Genomic DNA, 18,481 nt, shown 5'->3' with positions numbered 1-18,481 from the left:
CCCGCGCCGGTCGCGGGGCCGCCCCGGACTGCCGCCATCCTGTCAGGCGTTTCCTGACAAAACAAGAGGCAGGCAAGATGCATAGACTGGGCGCATGCCACCCGAGCTCCCCGCAGCAGACACCGGCGACCTCCGCGGCCAGCCGTTTATGTGTTCGTTCTGCCTTCGCTCCCGGCAGGAAACCGGCGTCCTGGCCACGGCGCCCACCGCCGCCATCTGCCGCGACTGTGCTTCCACCGCACTGAGCATGTTTGATGCCCGGCCGGTATCCGGTCCGGACCCGCTGCCCGGCACCCCCTGGGAGGGCCTGGACAACGACGAACTGCTAAACCGCCTCCCGCAGGTGGCCGCGGCCCGGGACCAGGTTGAAGACCATCTGGCCCGCTGGGTGGGCGCAGCGCGCCAGAGAAACATCAGCTGGGCTGCCATCGGCGCAGCCCTGGGCATGACCCGGCAGTCAGCCTGGGAACGGTTCCGGGACAGCGGCGGGCAATAACGCCGCCGCCCCGTCACCAACCGGACACGATTGGGCCGTCAGCCCAGCGTCTTCAGTGCAGCCTTCAGGTACGGCGCCGTCTTGCTCGCGTCGCAGGCGGCCACCTCGGCGGCGGTGCCGGCGCAGATGATCCGGCCGCCCTCTTCCCCGCCGGAGGGCCCCATGTCGATGACCCAGTCCGCAGACGCCACCACGTTCATGGAGTGCTCCACCACCACCACGGTGTTCCCGGCATCTACCAGCCGGTTGAGCTGGCGCAGCAGCAGCTGCACGTCCTGGGGGTGCAGCCCTGTGGTCGGCTCATCCAGCAGATAGAGCGTGTGCCCGCGGCGGGCACGCTGCAGTTCGGTGGCCAGCTTGATCCGCTGCGCCTCGCCGCCGGAGAGCTCGGTGGCGGGCTGGCCCAGGCGCAGGTAGCCCAGGCCGACGTCGAGCAGCGTCTGCAGGCTGCGCGCCGCGGCCGGGACATCGGCCAGGAATTCGGCGGCGGTTTCCACCCGCATGGCCAGGACGTCCGCAATCGACTTGCCGCGGTAGGTCACCTGCAGTGTCTCTTCGTTGTAGCGCGCACCGTGGCAGACCGGGCAGGGTCCGTAGGTTCCGGGCAGGAAGAGCAGTTCAACGGCGAGGAACCCCTCACCCTGGCAGGTTTCGCACCGCCCGCCGGCCACGTTGAAGGAGAACCGGCCGGCGGTGTAACCGCGCTTCCGGGCTTCGTCAGTCCCGGCGTACAGTTTGCGGACGGCATCAAAGAGCCCGGTGTACGTGGCAAGGTTCGAACGCGGGGTGCGGCCGATCGGCCGCTGGTCCACCCGCACCAGCCGGTCCAGGTGCTCCAGGCCCTGGATGCTGCGCACCCGCGCACCCGGCTCGCGGTCCCCCTCTTCCGTCTCCTCTTCCGGTTCCGGGGCCACGCCGTTGACCTGGCTGCCCACCGTTTCGGCCAGTACCTGGCTGACCAGTGTGGATTTGCCGGAGCCCGACACACCGGTCACGGCGGTCAGCACGCCCAGCGGGATGTCGGCGTCCAGATCACGCAGGTTATGCCGGCTGATGCCCTTGAGGCTGAGCCACCGCTCCGGGGACCGCCGGGCCGGGTCGGCGGTCTGCGCCTGGCCAAACAGGAACGGACGGGTGGCGCTTTCCCCGACCTGGGCCAGACCGGCCACAGGACCGCTGTAAAGGACCGTACCGCCGCCGTCGCCGGCCTGCGGCCCGACGTCGACAATCCATTCCGCACTGCGCACCACGTCCATGTTGTGTTCCACCACGAACACGGAGTTGCCGGCGTCCTTCAGCTCCTGAAGCACGGTCAGCAGCGGTTCGGCGTCGGCCGGGTGCAGTCCCGCAGACGGTTCGTCCAGCACGTAGATCACCCCGAACAGGCCCGAACGCAACTGGGTGGCGATGCGCAGGCGCTGCATCTCCCCCGGTGAGAGGGTGGGAGTGGCACGGGACAGGCTCAGATACCCCAGGCCCAGCCCGATGAGCACCTCCAGCCGGCCGAGCAGGTCCCGGGTGATGGTCACCGCCACCTCGGTGTTTTCATTGGAGGCCGCCGCACGGGACGCGGTGCCCGCCGACTTCAGTTCCGCCGTCGGGCGGATGATCTCCGCCAGTTCGGCCAGGGTGGCGCCGTTCAGCTCGGCAATATTGCGGCCGGCGAAGGTCACGGCAAGGGCCTCCGGACGCAGGCCCGCGCCGCCGCAGACCGGACAGGGACCCGAAACCATGAAGTTCAGCACGCGTTCGCGCATCTGGGCGCTGCCGGAATCGGCCAGGGTGTGCATTACGTAGCTCTTGGCGCTCCAGAAGCGTCCCTTGTACGGTTTGGCCACCCGGTCCCGCTGCGGCGTAATCGTCACCACCGGCTGCTCGTCCGTGAACAGGATCCAGTCCCGGTCCTTCTTCGGCAGCTTCTTCCAGGGCACATCGACGTCGTAGCCCAGGTGGATGAGAATGTCACGCAGGTTCTTCCCCTGCCAGGCACCCGGCCAGGCGGCAATGGCGCCGTCGCGGATGGTGAGCGACGGGTCCGGAACCAGGGATTCCTCGGTGACCGTGTGCGCAATACCCAACCCGGAGCACTCCCGGCAGGCGCCGGCGGCTGTGTTGGGCGAGAACGCATCCGAGTCGAGGCTGCCGGGCTCGGCGTCCGCCGGGTAGGTGCCGCCGCGGGAAAAGAGCATACGCATGGAGTTCGAGAGCGTGGTGAGGGTGCCCACGGTGGAGCGGGAGCTGGGCGCGCCGCGGCGCTGCTGGAGTGCGACGGCGGGCGGCAGTCCGGAGATCTCCTCGACCTTGGGGTTGTGGCCCTGGGACAGGAGCCGGCGGGCATAGGGTGCCACCGATTCGAAGTAGCGCCGCTGCGCCTCTGCGTAAATGGTGCCGAAGGCGAGGGAAGACTTGCCGGAGCCTGAGACTCCGGTGAAGGCAACGATCGCATCTCTGGGGATCTCGACGTCGACGTTGCGCAGATTGTTTTCCTGCGCTCCACGGACTCGCACCATCCCGCTGCGTGCCGCATCGGAGGTGCTGGGGCTGCTTGAAGGATTAGGAATGCTCACCATTCGACACTACCGAGCCGGGTTCATTGGTCCGAATCCGGAGCCCGACGGAGCCTGCAGTTCCGCTGAGGGCGCATACAGGGGTGTTAGGGGTCGCAACGGCGCCCGCACGCGCGCGTATGCGGGAAGGGCTGTCCCCGCCGGTATGCTGGCCGGTGATTGCGCCCTGTCCTGAGCGGACCGGCGGAAACGGCACTTTTATTGGGGGAATCATGAGCAATAACCAGCAGCCACCGGAGTCGTGGCCGACCCTGTTCGGCGGCCAGGACCAGGCCAACCAACAGTACGCAACGGATTCGCAGGCACAGCAATACCCGGGACAGCAGCAGTATCCCGGCCAGCTGTACCCCGGTGCGGAGCTGTACCCCGGCCAGCAGTTCCCCGGCCGACAGCAGTTCCCCGGCCAGCAGTACCCGGGACAGCAGTTCCCCGGCCAGCAGTTCGCCGGCGCGGAGCTGTACCCGGCATACGGCACGGCCGCAGCACCGGGCGCACCACGATCCCAGACCGGCAAGCGGATCTTCAGCATGATCCTGCTTGTGGTGGGTTACGCCTTTGGCGGCCTCTTCCTGTTGGTCGCGCCTCCGCTCCTGGCGGACGTGCTCGCTGAAGCCGGGACGGAGAGTGCCGGAAGTACCGTGGGCGGAATCATCGGCTCGCTCTTTTTCCCCGGTCTCGCCGCCGTCCTGGTCGTATGTGTGCACCGCTGGCGGGGCAGGATCAAGCGCAGCGAGCTTCAGCAGGGTAAGTACTGACGCCCCAGTTCCCGGCCGTACCGCCTCAGCAGTTCCGCGCCGGCATCCCGTGCGGCCGGGGACACATGGTCGAGCGTCAGGAAACCGTGCACGAGCCCGGGATAGGGCACGTACCCGGCATCGGTCCCGGCCGCGGCCAACCGCCCGGCCAGCAGCTTTCCTTCGTCCCGAAGCGGATCGTGCTCCGCCGTGGCCAGCAGGACGCGGGGACCCGGCGGCAGGGGCAACCCGTGGAGCGGGCTGAACCGGGCCAACCTGTCCGGTGACGGATCCGGCGGCCACAAGGAGATATGGAACGCGAGGTCCCGGACGGACAGTCCCCACCCCTCGCCCTTGCTGCGGATACTCGCTTGGCCCAGCGTCAGGTCCGCATTCGGGTACGCGAGCAGGAGCAGCCGTGGCTCCGCCGCGGTGCCGGCGAGCCGCCGCGCAGCGAGGAAGGCAATCAGCCCGCCGGCGCTGTCCCCGGCCAGGCCTGCCCCCGGGTGCACAGCACCCAGCTCCCCCGGGCCCTCCGCTACCCATTCCAGCGCCCGCACGACGTCGTCCACCGCGGCCGGGGCCGGATGTTCAGGCGCCAGGCGGTAGTCCACTGCCAGGACTGCCGTTCCGGCTAGCAGTGCCAGCCGGCGGCACAGGCGGTCGTGCGATTCCAGGCCGCCGAAGACGAATCCCCCGCCGTGGGTAAAAACCGTCAGCGGCTGGACTGCCGAGCCGGTGCGGTACAGGCGCGCCCGCACCGGCTCCCGCCCGGGTATCTGCAGGTCCCGCACCTCGTGAAGATCAGGCCCGGCCGGACGCTGCCGCGGCTCCCGCAGCCGGCGGATGTGCTGCAGGGACGGCGCCGGGGTTCCGCCGCGGCGGACCTCCGCCAGCCATCCGGCCAGGGCGGCATCGGCAACGGCATTCACGGGACCAACGTAGCAGTACCCGGCAGGCTGCGGTTCCAGCGGTATGTCGGTAGGGTCGGTTGTGGAGCGGCATGATCCACGTCATATGGGAGTGTGCCCGCAACCGCTCCCTCCACGTCCCTTGCGGGCTATGTTACTCACGAGTAACATCGTCTCGGACGTTGTTCCGTTTCATATCTCAAAGAGGAGTAAGTACGTGAGCCCACAAAGCCGATCACGGCAGATCAGGGACGTAGTTTTCGTTGACGGAGTGCGGACCCCCTTCGGCAAAGCCGGCGAAAAGGGTATCTACGCCGGAATGCGGGCCGATGACCTGGTGGTCAAGTGCATCCGCGAACTCATGCGCCGCAATCCTTCCCTTCCTCCGGAACGCGTCGACGAAGTGGCCATTGCCGCCACCACCCAGTCCGGCGACCAGGGCATGACGATCGGCCGCACCGCCGCACTGCTGGCCGGCCTGCCGCGCACGGTTCCCGGCTTCGCCATCGACCGCATGTGCGCCGGCGCCATGACCGCCGTGACCACCACCGCATCGGGCATTGGTTTCGGCGCCTACGACGTCGTTATTGCCGGCGGCGTGGAGCACATGGGCAACCACCCGATGGGCAAGGACGCCGATCCCAACCCCCGCTTCATGACCGAGCGGCTGGTGGACCCGGCCGCCCTGAACATGGGCAACACTGCCGAGAACCTGCACGACCGGTTCCCGCACATCACCAAGGAACGCACCGACGCGTACGCGGCCGCCAGCCAGGAAAAGCTGGCCAAGGCCTACGCCGCAAACCAGATCCAGCCGGATCTGGTACCGGTCGCCACCAAGAAGCCCGGCACCGGCTGGACCCTGAACACGGTGGACGAGCCGCCGCGACCGGGCACCACGGTTGAGGACCTGGCCGAGCTGCGCACCCCGTTCCGCGCCCACGGCCGCGTCACGGCAGGCAACGCCGCCGGCCTGAACGACGGCGCCACCACCGCACTGCTCGCCTCCGCCGACGCCGCCGAGGAACTTGGCCTGCCGGTCAAGATGCGCCTGGTCGGCTACGCCTTCGCCGGCGTCGAACCGGAGGTCATGGGCTACGGCCCGGTCCCCTCCACCGAAAAGGTCCTGAAGCAGACCGGCCTGTCCATTGAGGACATCGGCCTGTTCGAAATCAACGAGGCCTTCGCCATCCAGGTCCTGTCCTTCCTGGACCACTTCGGCATTGCCGACGACGATCCGCGCGTGAACCGCTACGGCGGCGCCATCGCCGTCGGGCACCCGCTGGCCTCCTCCGGCGTCCGCCTGATGAACCAGCTGGCCCGCCAGTTCGAGGAAGACCCGAGCGTCCGCTACGGCATGACCACCATGTGCATCGGCCTGGGCATGGGCGCCACGGTGATCTGGGAAAACCCGAACCACCCCGACTACAACACCGATTCCACGGAGGCCACGAAGTAATGTCTGCTCCCGATTACCAGCGCCTCGCGGGCCTCTTCCCCACCGAGGTTGTCACCCACTCGTACGTCTCGGACGTGCAGCTGCCCGGCAATGCCGGCACCTTTGCGCTGATCACCCTGGACAACGACGTCGACCACTCCCGCCCCACCACACTGGGCCCGAACACGCTGCTCGAGCTCGGCGCGAAGCTGGACGAGCTGAAGGCCCGTGCCGAGGCGGGCGAGATTGTGGGCGTAGGCGTCACCGGCAAGCCGTTCTACCTGGTCGCCGGTGCCGACTTGTCCGCTGTGAAGTCGATTTCCGATATCGAGGCCGGCTACGCCATGGCCCGGCTCGGCCACGACGTCTACGCCAAGCTGGGCAGCCTGGGTGTTCCCAGCTTCGCCTTCATCAACGGCGTGGCCCTGGGCGGCGGCCTGGAAATTGCCCTGCAGTCCGACTACCGCACCGTATCCACCGGTGCCGGTGCACTGGCCCTGCCGGAAGCCTTCATCGGCCTGGTTCCGGGCTGGGGCGGCGTCTACCTGCTGCCGCGCCTCATCGGCCCCGAGAACGCCGTCAAGGTGATGATCGAGAACCCGCTGAGCAACAACCGCACCCTGTCCGGACCGGCCGCCTACAAGCTGGGCATCGCCGACGCGCTCTTCGAACCGGCGGACTTCCTCGAGCAGTCCCTCACCTGGGCCGCCCGTGTCATCAGCGGCGAGGAAAAGGTGGAGCGGCCGAACGCCGTCGAGCCTGCCGACGCCAGTGATGCCTGGGACGCCGCCGTCGCCAAGGGCCGCGCCTTTGTGGAGGCCAAGACCTCCAACGCTGCCCCCGCCCCGGCGAAGGTGCTGGACCTGCTGGAGAACGGCAAGACCTGGACCCGCGAGGAGTCCCGCGAAGCCGAGTGCGATGCCCTGGCCGAACTGATGCAGACCCCGCAGTTCAGCTCCACCGTCTACGCATTCCTGGACCTGGTGCAGAAGCGCGGCAAGCGCCCCGCCGGCGCCCCGGACAAGAAGCTGGCACGCCCGGTCACCAAGGTGGGCGTCGTCGGTGCCGGCCTGATGGCCAGCCAGCTGGCCCTGCTCTTCGCCCGCCAGCTCAAGGTGCCCGTGGTCATGACGGACATCGACCAGGAACGCGTGGACAAGGGTGTGGGCTACGTGCACGCCGAAGTGGACAAGCTCCTGGCCAAGAAGCGCATCTCCCCGGACGCCGCCAACCGCACCAAGGCACTGGTCACCGGTTCGGTGTCCAAGGAGGCCTTCTCCGACGCCGACTTCGTCATTGAAGCCGTCTTCGAGGAGATGTCCGTCAAGAAGCAGGTCTTCGCCGAGGTGGAGGCCGTGGTCTCCCCCGAGTGCATCCTGGCCACCAACACCTCCTCGCTCTCCGTGACCGAGATGGCCGCGGACCTCAAGCACCCCGAGCGTGTGGTCGGCTTCCACTTCTTCAACCCGGTGGCAGTGATGCCCCTGCTGGAGATCGTGCGTGCACCCAAGACCGACGACGCCGTGCTGGCCACCGCGTTTGTCCTGGCCAAGCAGCTGAAGAAGACCGCCGTGCTGGTCAAGGATGCAGCCGCCTTCGTGGTGAACCGCATCCTGGGCCGCATGTTCGGCGAAATCACCAAGGTCTTCGACGAGGGCACCGACGCTGCCACGGCCGACAACGCGCTGCGCCCGATGGGCCTGCCGATGTCGCCGTTCACGCTGCTGGCCCTGGTAGGCCTGCCGGTGGGCCAGCACGTGCAGGAATCCCTGCACTCGGCCTTCGGTGAGCGGTTCTGGCTCTCCAAGAACTCGCAGAAGATCATCGACGCCGGCATCAAGTCCCTGTGGCAGAAGGACGAGAACGGCAACCAGTACATCCCGGAGGAAACCCTGGCGATGCTGGACTTCGGCAACACCCCCTCCACGTCCGAGGAAGTCCTGCGCCGCACGCAGGATGCCCTGGCCGAGGAAATCGGGCTCATGCTCGAAGAGGGCGTCGTGGCAGGACCCGAGGACATCGACCTGTGCGTCATCCTCGGTGCCGGCTGGCCGATGCACCTGGGCGGCATCACGCCGTACCTGGACCGTGTCGGGGCGTCCGAGCGGGTCAACGGTAAGAAGTTCCACGAGGCGGCTGTGGCTGCTTAGTTAGTCCGTCTGCTTCGCCCGCGTGTGTCCGCGTCGGGCGGACCGGAACGGCGGCAAGGAAAATCCCTGCTCGCAGAGCTCGCAGGAATTATTAAAGCCGCCTACTCCGGTCCGTCCGGCGCTTTCGTTTAAGCGCGGACCCCAGCGGTCAATCTGTCTGCTGGCTAGTCGATGTCGCTCACCTTCTCGGGGAAGGGGAAGGGGAAGGTTACCCCCGTGAGTTCCTCTGAGATGGTCCAGAGGCGCTGCTGGACCGCCTCGTCGTGGGAAGCAGGGCTGGAGGAGACTGGTTTCGGATAGCCGCGGGTCTGTGACCGGTTGCCGGGGCCGTAGTACTGGCCACCCGTGACGTCCGGATCGGTAGCCGCACGCAGGGTGGGCAGGGCGCCCATCCCGGGAGTCTGCGTGAAGTACGGGGCGAGCCAGGTGACCGGCAGCCGAAGCGCCGAAGGTGTGTTACGGGTGAGCTCCGTATTGGCGACGCCGGGATGGGCGGCCACCGCGACAGTGGTACCGAGGGGTTTGAGACGGCGCTGGAGTTCGTACGTGAACATCAGGTTCGCCAGCTTGGCTTGGCCGTATGCTGCCGCCCGGCTGTACGAACGTTCCCACTGGAGATCATCAAAGTGGATCCCGGCCCGGATCCGGTGGCCCGTACTGCTGACCGTCACCACGCGCGAGCCGGGCACCGGCAGCAGCCGGTCCAGCAGCAGACCGGTCAGGGCGAAGTGGCCGAGGTGGTTGGTGCCGAACTGCAGCTCAAAGCCGTCCGCGGTGGTCCGCTTGGGCGTGTACATCACGCCGGCATTGTTGATCAGCAGGTCTATGCGCGGATGAGCCGCGCGCAGCTCCGCTGCGGCGGAATGGATCGACTCGAGCGAGGTCAGGTCCAAGGCCTGAACGCTCGTGTCCCCTTTTATGCGGGCAGCCGCCTGCTTGCCCTTCTCGACGTCGCGCACGGCCAGGATTACCGCCGCCCCGCGGTCCGCCAGCATCCGGGCGGTCTCGAAACCCAGCCCGGTATTGGCTCCGGTCACTATCGCCACGCGTCCGTGCTGATCAGGGATGTGCTTCTCGTTCCAACTGACGTTCATGGGGGCTCCTAAAGTACCGTTGGTCTGTTAGTAGGTCCAACGTAAGTGCCCTGCCTTCGCACGTCAATAGACCGCCGGTCCGTAATGTATGCTGGCCGCGTGACATTCCAGCGGGCGCGCAGCGAAGAGCAGAAAGAGGCCCGCCGTCGGGCCATCTTAGATACCGCGGCGGCAATGCTGGACGAGATGCCGGTAGCCGGTGTCAGTCTCAACGAGCTCAGCCGGCGGGTAGGGCTGGCGAAGTCCAACGTCCTGCGCTATTTCGAGTCCCGCGAAGCAGTGCTGCTCGAACTGCTCGACGAATTCCTGGGCACCTGGCTGACCGAGTTGGCACAGGAGCTGTCAGCGGGTATCCATCCGGAGGCGGCACCGGCGGAGCGGGCTGATCAGTTGGCCGAAATCCTCAGCCGATCACTTGGGGCACGCCTGACACTGTGCGACTTGTTCGGGGCGCAGGGCGGCGTCTTGGAGCACAACATTTCGGTTGAGGTGGCCAAGCGGCACAAGCGGTCCTCCCTGGCCAGGCTCGAGGCCATGACCGGTCTGGTGTGCCGGCACCTGCCTGAGCTGGGGGACGGTGCCCGGCAGTTCTGCCTGATCACACTGGTTACTGCCGGTGCACTGTCGTCCTACGTGCCGCCTCCGCCCAGCCTCCTTGCCGCCTATGCGGAGGAGCCCGCCCTGGGCGTCCTCCACGTAGACCTCACCGAGGCTCTGAGGACCGCCTTGACGTCGGCGCTCCTGGGTGTGCTGCCGCGGGCATGACATTCCGCAGCTCGAATCTGTCCCACCCCCCGGCTCTCTGGGCAGAGACGGACTTCTTCGCTAGCCTGCCGGCCGTGAAGGGAACCTCTGAGGACAACCGCAGGCAAAGCCGGCGCATGGTAGCGCTGATACTTGCCACCGCTGTTCTTGGCTGGTTGACGGTACTTCTCCCCTGGTCCGCGCCATGGCGCTGGACTCTCGCCGGGATCCTGCTGGCTCTCACGGCGGTGATCCTGGTAATACTGGTCCGACTTCAGCGCGCCGGCCGCTAGCCTAGGCCCAAATCCGAAGAGAGATGAGAAAGCATGTCCTTCCAGGCTTACCTCGATGCGGTCGAGGACAAGACAGGATTAACGCCCCGCCAACTCGTGGATATCGCCACGACCAATGGTTTCGGGGAAAGCGCCATAGCCGGGGATATCCTCGAATGGCTCAAGACCGACTACGGACTCGGCCGCGGACATGGGATGGCACTGGTCCACGTCATCAGGAACGGTGCCGGAATCGACAGCAAGCACGTCGGCACCACCGGAACACACCGCGACGATTCCGACACCCTCTGGCTGGACGGCAAGGCCACCAAGCCGGCCTAACCCCGACCAACGGACGCAGACCCACTGCACAGACACTGCCCCCATGTCCGGAGCACACCTGCGCCGGCTGCCCAGCCCGTCCCCCCGGAGTACACCTGCGGCACCCCGGCTCGGCGTCCTGAGCACACCTATGCCAGCGGCCCGGAGGGTCCGGGTTAGGCGGCTTTAATAGTCCGAGCGAGCTCTGCGAGCAAGGGATTTTCGTTGCCGCCGTTCCGGACCCTCCGGGCCCCCACACGACTAGAACAAGGCAACCTTCGGCGTCTTCGGGAAGATCCGGTCCAGTTCTTCGAGATCCTTCTCGGACGGCACCCAGGACACGGCTTCGGCGTTCTGCTGCACCTGTTCGATCTTGGTGGCACCGGCAATCACCGAGGCCACGGACGGCTGCGCGGCGAGCCAGGAGAAGGCCACCTGGACCTCGGTCAGGCCGCGCTCGGAAGCGAACCGGCCGAACTCGGCCAGCTGGTCAAAGTCTGCGTTCTCCAAGAGGTTCGTCCGGGAGTGCGTGAGCCGGCTGCCCTCGGGTGCCTTGCCGTTGCTGTACTTGCCCGTCAGCAGGCCGTTGGCCAGCGGGAAGTAGGGCAGCACGCCCAGACCGTAGGCTTCGGCGGCGGGGGTCACTTCCAGTTCCGCGCGGCGGTCCAGCAGGTTGTAGTGGTTCTGCGAGGAGATGAACGGCGTGTAGCCGCCCATCTGCGCCACGAATTCGGCCTCCGCAATCTGCCAGCCGGCCCGGTTGGAGTGCCCGATGTACCGGACCTTGCCGCTGGTGACCAGATCATCCAGGGCCGCGAGGGTTTCCTCGATCGGTGTCAGCGGGTCCGGGGTGTGGAACTGGTACAGGTCAATCCAGTCCGTATTCAACCGGCGCAGTGAGGCCTCGGCCGCCTTGACGATGTAGCGCCGGGAGCCGCGGGCCCCGAAGTCGGCGCCGTTGACACCTTGCATGTCCATGCCGAACTTGGTGGCAACCACCACGTCGTCACGGCGGTTGCGGAGTGCCTTGCCCAGCATTTCCTCGCTGAGTCCCGGGGTGCGCCCGTAGACGTCGGCTACGTCAAAAAGCGTAATCCCGGCGTCGATCGCCGCATTGATGACGGCGTCCGTGCCCTCCTGCGATTCCGTGGGCGTTCCCGGCCGGCCGAGGTTGTTGCAGCCCAGCCCCACCGTGGACACGGTCAGGCCGGAATTTCCGAGTCTGTTGTAAGAAGTCATGGAAGCTACGCTATACCCACGCATCGGGGGCTAAACTGCCCACGGTTTGGGATATCGCTGCCGTTTTGGGAAATCCCTGCCATCCTGCGGCGGAGGATTTACCCAAAACGGCAGCAAAAACACGAACCGGAACCGCGTCCGGACGTTCGCGCCCCTAGGCCGGGAAGATATCCAGCGGGCTGTTGGGGCCGGGGGCCTTGTCGGTTTCCAGGATGTACTGGATCGGAATGGCGCCGGTGGGCAGCAGGCCGGTGTAGACCTGCTCGCTGCGGCGGCGTTCAGCCTCAATGCCTTCTTCGCGGACGGCGGCTGAGAAGGTCTGTGCCGCCAGCGGCTCGGTCCCCTGCTGCTCGCTCCAGATGATGTACATGCCGTAAAGGTCAGCTGCGGGGACAGCCTCGGCGTCGTCCAGGTCGCCTACGGTGCACTCGGCGAGAAAACGACGGACATCGGGCATTGCGTTGTGTTCCATACCTACGACATTAGCCGGTGTCACCGCGCGAGGGGAGCCAAGCAACACCACTAGGACCGGGTACGCAGCAGATACTCCTCAAAACCCACCGGCGGCGTCCCGGTAAGCCGCTCCACGTCGGCGCTGACCGGAACCAGCTCCCCGGCAGGAATGGCCTGGTAGCTGGAGGCCCAGGCCACCGCCTGCCACTTCGCGGCACCGGCTTTCACACGGGATTCGATGGCTTCTTCATAGCTCTCATCCTCGAACCGCACGTTGCTTCCCGTGACGTTTGCCAGCACCCCGGCAACGTCCGCCATGCTCAGCTCCTCCGGACCGGTTAGGGTGTACGTGCGGTTGCGGTGTTCCTCCGGTGCGAGCAGGATCGCGGCCGCGCTCCGGGCGACGTCGGCCCGGGCCACCGGCGCGAACCGCCCGTCCCCCGCCGGACCGCGGATGACGCCGTCGGGCTGGACGAAGGTGGGCAGCACGTCCTGGTACAGGGAGTCCCGCAGGAAGGTGTAGGCGAGCCCGCGGGACTTGATGTGCTCCTCGGTGGCGTAGTGGTCCCGGGCGAGGGTGAACACGGCGTCCGGGGCTGCACCCATAAAGGAGGTGTACACAATGTGCTCCACTCCTGCGTCCGCCGCTGCGTCCACAAAGGTCTGCTGGTCCTCGACCCGGTGCGGGCTCTCGGCCGCGGAGACCATAAAGAGGGTATGCACTCCCCGCAGTGCGGTGACCGCCTGCGCGCGGTCCAGATAGGACACCGCGAAGACCGGTGTGTCGGGCAGCTCGGGCAGCCGGGCGGTGTGCCGGGCCAGGAGCCGCTGCCGGACGCCGGCTTCGGCCAGGAGCCGGGCGACGGCGCCTCCCAGGGCGCCTGTGGCACCGGTGACGGCGAGGGCTGGAACGTTCTCCGCCATGGCATGTCCTCCCTTTTCCCGGCCCCGGCTCACCGGAACCACAGTTCGGCTACTGGATTTTCGGCACCTGTCCTGTCGGCAGGTCCTGACCGGGCAGGGGCCGCGCAAACGGCACCTTGGTCCCCAGGACCTGCGCGACGACGTCGTTCGCAATCTGCCGGGCAGTCAGGCCAACACGCTCCAGCACTTCGTTGCGGCTGCCATGGTCAAGGAACTCCACCGGCAGGCCCACCTCGTTCAGCGCCGTATCCACGCCGGCGGCACGCATTTCCTGCCGGATCCGGGAACCCACACCGCCGGCGCGGACACCGTCCTCAATGACAATGACAATGCGGTGTTCAGCGGCAAGGTCGATGATGGAGCGCGGCACCGGCAGTACCCAGCGCGGGTCCACCACGGTGGAGCTGATGCCCTGGTCCCCCAGCCGTCCGGCCACGTCCAGCGCAATGCCCGCCATGGCGCCCACACTGACGATAAGCACGTCGTTGGAGCTGTCGCCGGAGGGGCGGCGGGCCAGGATGTCCACGCCGTCCGAGGTCCGCTCCACGGCGTCGACATCGGAACCGACGGTGCCCTTGGAGAACCGCACCACACTGGGGGCATCGGAAATGGCCACGGCTTCGCGCAGCTCCTCCTTCAGCCGGGTGGCGTCGCGCGGGGCGGCCAGGTGCAGTCCGGGAACAATCTGCAGCATCGACATGTCCCACATGCCGTGGTGGCTGGCGCCGTCGGGGCCGGTCACGCCGGCGCGGTCCAGCACAATGGTGACGCCGGCCTTATGCAGGGCCACGTCCATCAACAGCTGGTCGAAGGCCCGGTTCAGGAACGTGGCGTAGAGGGCGACTACGGGGTGCAGTCCGCCAAAGGCCATGCCCGCGGCAGAGGTGAGGGCATGCTGCTCGGCAATACCGACGTCGAACACGCGGTCCGGATGCTTCTCGGCGAAGCGGTGCAGGCCCACCGGAATGAGCATGGCTCCGGTGATGCCGACAATGTCCGAGCGCTCATCGGCGATGTCGGCAATTTCCGTAGCGAACACCGAAGTCCAGGATTCCTTGCCGCCCGGTTCCACCGGTGCGCCTGTCTCGGGGTCGATGACGCCCACCGCATGGAACTGGTCCGCCTCGTGGGCGCGGGCCGGCGCGTAGCCGCGGCCCTTCTCGGTCATGGCGTGCACAATGACCGGACCGGCGTAGTTCTTGGCCTTCAGCAGGGCGCGTTCGACGGCGTCAATGTCGTGTCCGTCGATGGGACCGACGTACTTCATGCCCAGGTCCTCGAAGAGGCCCTGCGGGGACCACCAGTCCTTGATGCCCTTTTTGGCCGCGTGCAGGCTGCGGTAGGTGAACCTGCCCACCGGGCCGCCCTGCTGCAGGCGTTCGCGCCACCAGCCGAGGGTGTTCTCATAGGCGTGGTGCGTGCGGACCGCGTCAATGGTAGGGCGCAGCGAGGCCAGGTAGTCGGCCAGCCCGCCGATGGTCGGGGCGTAGGATCGACCGTTGTCGTTGACCACAATCACCACGCGCCGGCGCTGGTCCGCCGCGATGTTGTTCAGTGCTTCCCAGGCCATGCCGCCGGTCAGGGCGCCGTCGCCCACCATCACTACGGTGTAGCGGTCGCCTTCACCGTTGAGCTGCCGGGCGCGGGAAATGCCGTCCGCCCAGGACAGGGACGAGGAAGCGTGGGAGCTTTCCACGATGTCGTGCACGGATTCGGCGCGCGAGGGGTAGCCGGACAGTCCGTGCTGCTGGCGCAGGGTGGCGAAGTCCTGCCGTCCGGTGAGGATCTTGTGGACGTAGGACTGGTGGCCGGTGTCAAAGACGATGCTGTCCCGCGGGGAATCGAATACCCGGTGGATCCCCATGGTCAGTTCCACCACGCCCAGGTTGGGCCCGAGGTGGCCGCCGGTCTGGGCGACATTGGTGATCAGAAATGAACGGATCTCTTCAGCAAGCCGCTTCAGCTGTGTCAGCGAAAGCCTGCTGAGGTCCCGAGGATCCCGGATTGTTTCCAGAAGTCCCAACAGGGTGCCTCCCTTGAGTCGGTATCGGCGGCACTGCACACCGTCGCAATGGTTAACTCTAACGCGCGGCGCATGTTCCGCGGTTCCCTCTTGATGCATCAGGGCCCCGCTTCCCTCCTCCGTCCAGCGGACGGATCGGGGAAACGGGGCCCTGAGCGTGGTGCGTGTACTGCTACTTAGCGGAGATCTGGCGCAGCACGTACTGCAGGATGCCGCCGTTGCGGTAGTAGTCGGCTTCACCCGGGGTATCGATGCGCAGGACGGCATCGAAGGTGATGGCTTCCCCGTTTTCGGGGGTGGCCGTGACCCGAACGGTCTTGGGCGTGTTGCCGTTGTTCAGTTCGGTGACACCCTCAACCGAGAAGGTCTCCGTACCGGTCAGGCCCAGCGATTCGGCGTTGACGCCGGCCGGGTACTGCAGCGGGAGGACGCCCATGCCGATGAGGTTGGAGCGATGGATCCGCTCGTAGCTCTCGGCGATGACGGCCTTGACGCCCAGCAGTGCGGTGCCCTTGGCAGCCCAGTCACGCGAGGAACCGGAGCCGTATTCCTTGCCGGCCAGGACAACCAGCGGGGTGCCGGCGGCCTGGTAGTTCATCGCGGCATCATAAACGGCAGCCTGCGGTGCGTCCGGCTGGCTGAAGTCACGGGTGAAACCGCCTTCAACGCCGTCGAGCAGCTGGTTCTTGATGCGGATGTTGGCGAAGGTGCCGCGGATCATGACTTCGTGGTTGCCACGGCGCGAGCCGTAGGAGTTGAAGTCCTTGCGGGCCACACCGTGCTCCAGCAGGTACTTGCCTGCCGGGGTGTCGGACTTGAAGGAACCGGCCGGGGAGATGTGGTCGGTCGTGACCGAATCGCCCAGCTTCAGCAGCACGCGTGCACCGTCGATGTCCGTGACGGGGTCGGGCTGTGCCTTCATACCCTCGAAGTACGGGGGCTTCCGAACGTACGTGGATTCCGTATCCCACTCGAAGGTTGCGCCTTCGGGGGTGGGCAGGGACTGCCAGCGCTCGTCACCTTCGAAGATGGTGTCGTAGCTGTTGGAGAACATTTCCTTGTCGATGGAGGCATCGATGATCTGCTGGACCTCGACCGGGTTCGGCCAGATGTCCTTCAGGAAGATGTCATTGCCGGCTTCGTCCTGGCCCAGCGGGTCATTTTCGAAGTCGAAGTCCATGGTGCCGGCCAGGGCGTAGGCAACTACCAGCGGCGGGGAAGCCAGGTAGTTCATCTTGACGTCCGGGTTGATGCGGCCTTCGAAGTTGCGGTTGCCTGAGAGCACTGCGGTGACGGCCAGGTCGGCTTCGTTGATCGCCTCGGAGATTTCCTCTTCGAGAGGACCGGAGTTGCCGATGCAGGTGGCGCAGCCGTAGCCGACCACGAAGAAGCCAAGCTTCTCGAGGTACGGGATCAGCCCGGACTTTTCGTAGTAGTCCGTCACAACCTTCGAGCCCGGAGCCACGGAGGTCTTGACCCACGGCTTGGACGCGAGGCCCTTCTCCACCGCGTTGCGGGCCAGCACTGCTGCGGCCATCATCACGGAGGGGTTGGACGTGTTGGTGCAGGAGGTGATCGAGGCGATCGTCACGGCGCCGTGGTCCAGCTCGAAGCTGCGGCCGTCCGCCATGGTGACCGGCACGGAGTTGCTGGCGCGCTGTGCCGGAGCGTCGGCTTCGGCAACCAGGTCGTGCTCGTGATCCTCGACGTGCGTGGCGTTGGCGTTGAACGACGGCGCATCCGAGGCCGGGAAGGTCTCTTCCAGGGTCTCGTCAACAGTGCCGTTTTCAGCTTCGACCGTCTCGTGGACGTAGTTCTTCAGGTCGTTGCGGAACTGGGTCTTGGCGTTGGTCAGTTCCACGCGGTCCTGCGGACGCTTCGGACCGGCGATGGAGGAAACTACGGTGGACAGGTCGAGCTCGAGATACTCGGAGTACTTGACCTCGTTGGACGGGTCGTGCCAGAGGCCCTGTTCCTTGGCGTAGGCCTCGACGAGGGCCACGTTCTCCTCGGAGCGGCCGGTCAGGCGCAGGTAATCCAGCGTCACGTCGTCGATCGGGAAGATCGCGGCGGTGGAGCCGAACTCGGGGCTCATGTTGCCGATGGTGGCGCGGTTGGCCAGCGGCACGGCGCCGACACCCTCACCGTAGAACTCGACGAACTTGCCCACAACGCCGTGCTTGCGCAGCATTTCGGTGATGGTCAGCACAACGTCGGTGGCGGTGGCGCCGGCCGGGATTTCGCCGGTCAGCTTGAAGCCGACAACGCGCGGGATCAGCATGGAGACGGGCTGGCCCAGCATGGCCGCCTCGGCTTCAATGCCGCCAACGCCCCAGCCGAGCACGCCCAGGCCGTTGACCATGGTGGTGTGGGAGTCGGTGCCGACGCAGGTGTCGGGGTAGGCGCGCAGCACGCCGTCCACTTCGCGCGTCATCACGGTGCGGGCCAGGTATTCGATGTTGACCTGGTGCACAATACCCATTCCCGGGGGAACTACCTTGAAGTCATCAAATGCCGTCTGGCCCCAGCGGAGGAACTGGTACCGCTCGCCGTTGCGCTGGTACTCGATCTCCATGTTGCGTTCCAGGGCGCCGGAGTTGCCGAAGGCATCGATCTGGACGGAGTGGTCAATGACCATTTCCGCCGGCGCCAGCGGGTTCACGCGCTTGGGGTCGCCGCCGAGGTCGGCTACGGCCTCGCGCATGGTCGCCAGGTCCACAATGCAGGGGACACCGGTGAAGTCCTGCATGATCACCCGGGCGGGGGTGAACTGGATTTCAGTGCTGGGCTCTGCTGCTGCATCCCACTGCGCCAGGGCACGTACGTGGTCGGCAGTGATGTTCGCACCGTCTTCGGTGCGGAGCAGGTTCTCCAGCAGGACCTTGAGGCTGAACGGAAGGCTCTGGGCGCCTTCGACGGAATTCAGCCGGAAAATTTCATATTCGGAACCGTTGACGTCTAGTACGCCCTTGGAACCGAAGCTGTCCACATTAGTCATAACAGGACTCCTCTCGCCACCTTGTTATCTTTGTCCAGCTCACTACTGCCCGCCAGTTAGGTCTCCCTAACCGGCGGGTAAAAGGGCCGGCACGGGAAACCGGTGGTTCATTTCCCT

At 66.5% G+C, this 18,481-nt stretch carries 14 protein-coding genes; 6 read left to right on the top strand and 8 right to left on the bottom strand.

Annotated features, from left to right (window positions below):
• Nucleotides 1-94: 94 nt before the first annotated feature.
• Nucleotides 95-496, top strand: coding sequence for a ClpX C4-type zinc finger protein (locus AC5RUF_RS00555; protein ID WP_494129358.1), 402 nt, complete (start codon nucleotides 95-97; stop codon nucleotides 494-496).
• Nucleotides 497-534: 38 nt separating this feature from the next.
• Here AC5RUF_RS00555 and uvrA read toward each other — a convergent pair whose 3' ends face one another.
• Entirely contained in the window at nucleotides 535-3,006 is a 2,472-nt protein-coding gene (gene uvrA / locus AC5RUF_RS00550; protein WP_494129439.1) for an excinuclease ABC subunit UvrA, read from the bottom strand.
• Nucleotides 3,007-3,275: 269 nt separating this feature from the next.
• On the opposite strand from uvrA, the gene AC5RUF_RS00545 reads away from it, so the two are divergent.
• The gene (locus AC5RUF_RS00545) at nucleotides 3,276-3,818 is read left to right on the top strand and encodes a hypothetical protein (RefSeq protein WP_494129357.1); all 543 of its coding nucleotides are present in this window, start codon (nucleotides 3,276-3,278) and stop codon (nucleotides 3,816-3,818) included.
• On the opposite strand, the gene AC5RUF_RS00540 is transcribed toward AC5RUF_RS00545, so the two are convergent.
• Nucleotides 3,800-4,729, bottom strand: coding sequence for an alpha/beta hydrolase (locus AC5RUF_RS00540; RefSeq protein WP_494129356.1), 930 nt, complete (start codon nucleotides 4,727-4,729; stop codon nucleotides 3,800-3,802). The genes AC5RUF_RS00545 and AC5RUF_RS00540 overlap by 19 nt on opposite strands.
• Nucleotides 4,730-4,952: 223 nt before the next feature.
• Between AC5RUF_RS00540 and AC5RUF_RS00535 the strand changes: the two genes are divergently transcribed.
• Nucleotides 4,953-6,167, top strand: coding sequence for a thiolase family protein (locus AC5RUF_RS00535; protein WP_494129438.1), 1,215 nt, complete (start codon nucleotides 4,953-4,955; stop codon nucleotides 6,165-6,167).
• Nucleotides 6,167-8,296 carry a 3-hydroxyacyl-CoA dehydrogenase NAD-binding domain-containing protein gene (locus AC5RUF_RS00530; protein WP_494129355.1) on the top strand — a complete coding sequence of 710 codons (2,130 nt, stop codon included), beginning with the start codon at nucleotides 6,167-6,169 and terminating at the stop codon, nucleotides 8,294-8,296. Before AC5RUF_RS00535 ends, AC5RUF_RS00530 begins: the two co-directional genes overlap by 1 nt.
• Nucleotides 8,297-8,460: 164 nt before the next feature.
• Here AC5RUF_RS00530 and AC5RUF_RS00525 read toward each other — a convergent pair whose 3' ends face one another.
• Nucleotides 8,461-9,390, bottom strand: a complete 930-nt coding sequence (locus AC5RUF_RS00525; RefSeq protein ID WP_494129354.1) for an SDR family NAD(P)-dependent oxidoreductase — start codon at nucleotides 9,388-9,390, stop codon at nucleotides 8,461-8,463.
• A 99-nt stretch (nucleotides 9,391-9,489) separates the two neighbouring features.
• Between AC5RUF_RS00525 and AC5RUF_RS00520 the strand changes: the two genes are divergently transcribed.
• Both AC5RUF_RS00520 and AC5RUF_RS00515 read left to right on the top strand, forming a co-directional pair.
• Nucleotides 9,490-10,155, top strand: coding sequence for a TetR/AcrR family transcriptional regulator (locus AC5RUF_RS00520; protein ID WP_494129353.1), 666 nt, complete (start codon nucleotides 9,490-9,492; stop codon nucleotides 10,153-10,155).
• A gap of 305 nt (nucleotides 10,156-10,460) precedes the next feature.
• The gene (locus AC5RUF_RS00515; protein WP_494129352.1) at nucleotides 10,461-10,748 is read left to right on the top strand and encodes a DUF4287 domain-containing protein; all 288 of its coding nucleotides are present in this window, start codon (nucleotides 10,461-10,463) and stop codon (nucleotides 10,746-10,748) included.
• A gap of 240 nt (nucleotides 10,749-10,988) precedes the next feature.
• Here the strand turns inward: AC5RUF_RS00515 and AC5RUF_RS00510 are convergent, their stop codons facing one another.
• The 5 genes from AC5RUF_RS00510 to AC5RUF_RS00490 form a co-directional block, all read right to left on the bottom strand.
• Entirely contained in the window at nucleotides 10,989-11,966 is a 978-nt protein-coding gene (locus AC5RUF_RS00510) for an aldo/keto reductase (RefSeq protein WP_494129351.1), read from the bottom strand.
• A 154-nt stretch (nucleotides 11,967-12,120) separates the two neighbouring features.
• Nucleotides 12,121-12,438, bottom strand: a complete 318-nt coding sequence (locus AC5RUF_RS00505; protein ID WP_493997439.1) for a hypothetical protein — start codon at nucleotides 12,436-12,438, stop codon at nucleotides 12,121-12,123.
• A 50-nt stretch (nucleotides 12,439-12,488) separates the two neighbouring features.
• On the bottom strand, nucleotides 12,489-13,343 hold the full coding sequence (locus AC5RUF_RS00500) for an SDR family oxidoreductase (RefSeq protein WP_494129350.1): 855 nt from the start codon (nucleotides 13,341-13,343) through the stop codon (nucleotides 12,489-12,491).
• A 49-nt stretch (nucleotides 13,344-13,392) separates the two neighbouring features.
• Nucleotides 13,393-15,366, bottom strand: coding sequence for a 1-deoxy-D-xylulose-5-phosphate synthase (gene dxs, locus AC5RUF_RS00495; RefSeq protein ID WP_493997255.1), 1,974 nt, complete (start codon nucleotides 15,364-15,366; stop codon nucleotides 13,393-13,395).
• Nucleotides 15,367-15,538: 172 nt separating this feature from the next.
• Nucleotides 15,539-18,364 carry an aconitate hydratase gene (locus AC5RUF_RS00490; RefSeq protein ID WP_494129349.1) on the bottom strand — a complete coding sequence of 942 codons (2,826 nt, stop codon included), beginning with the start codon at nucleotides 18,362-18,364 and terminating at the stop codon, nucleotides 15,539-15,541.
• Nucleotides 18,365-18,481: the final 117 nt, after the last annotated feature.

The organism is Arthrobacter sp. Y3224198, assembly GCF_059090025.1.
This window is presented reverse-complemented; position numbering and strand designations above follow the sequence as displayed.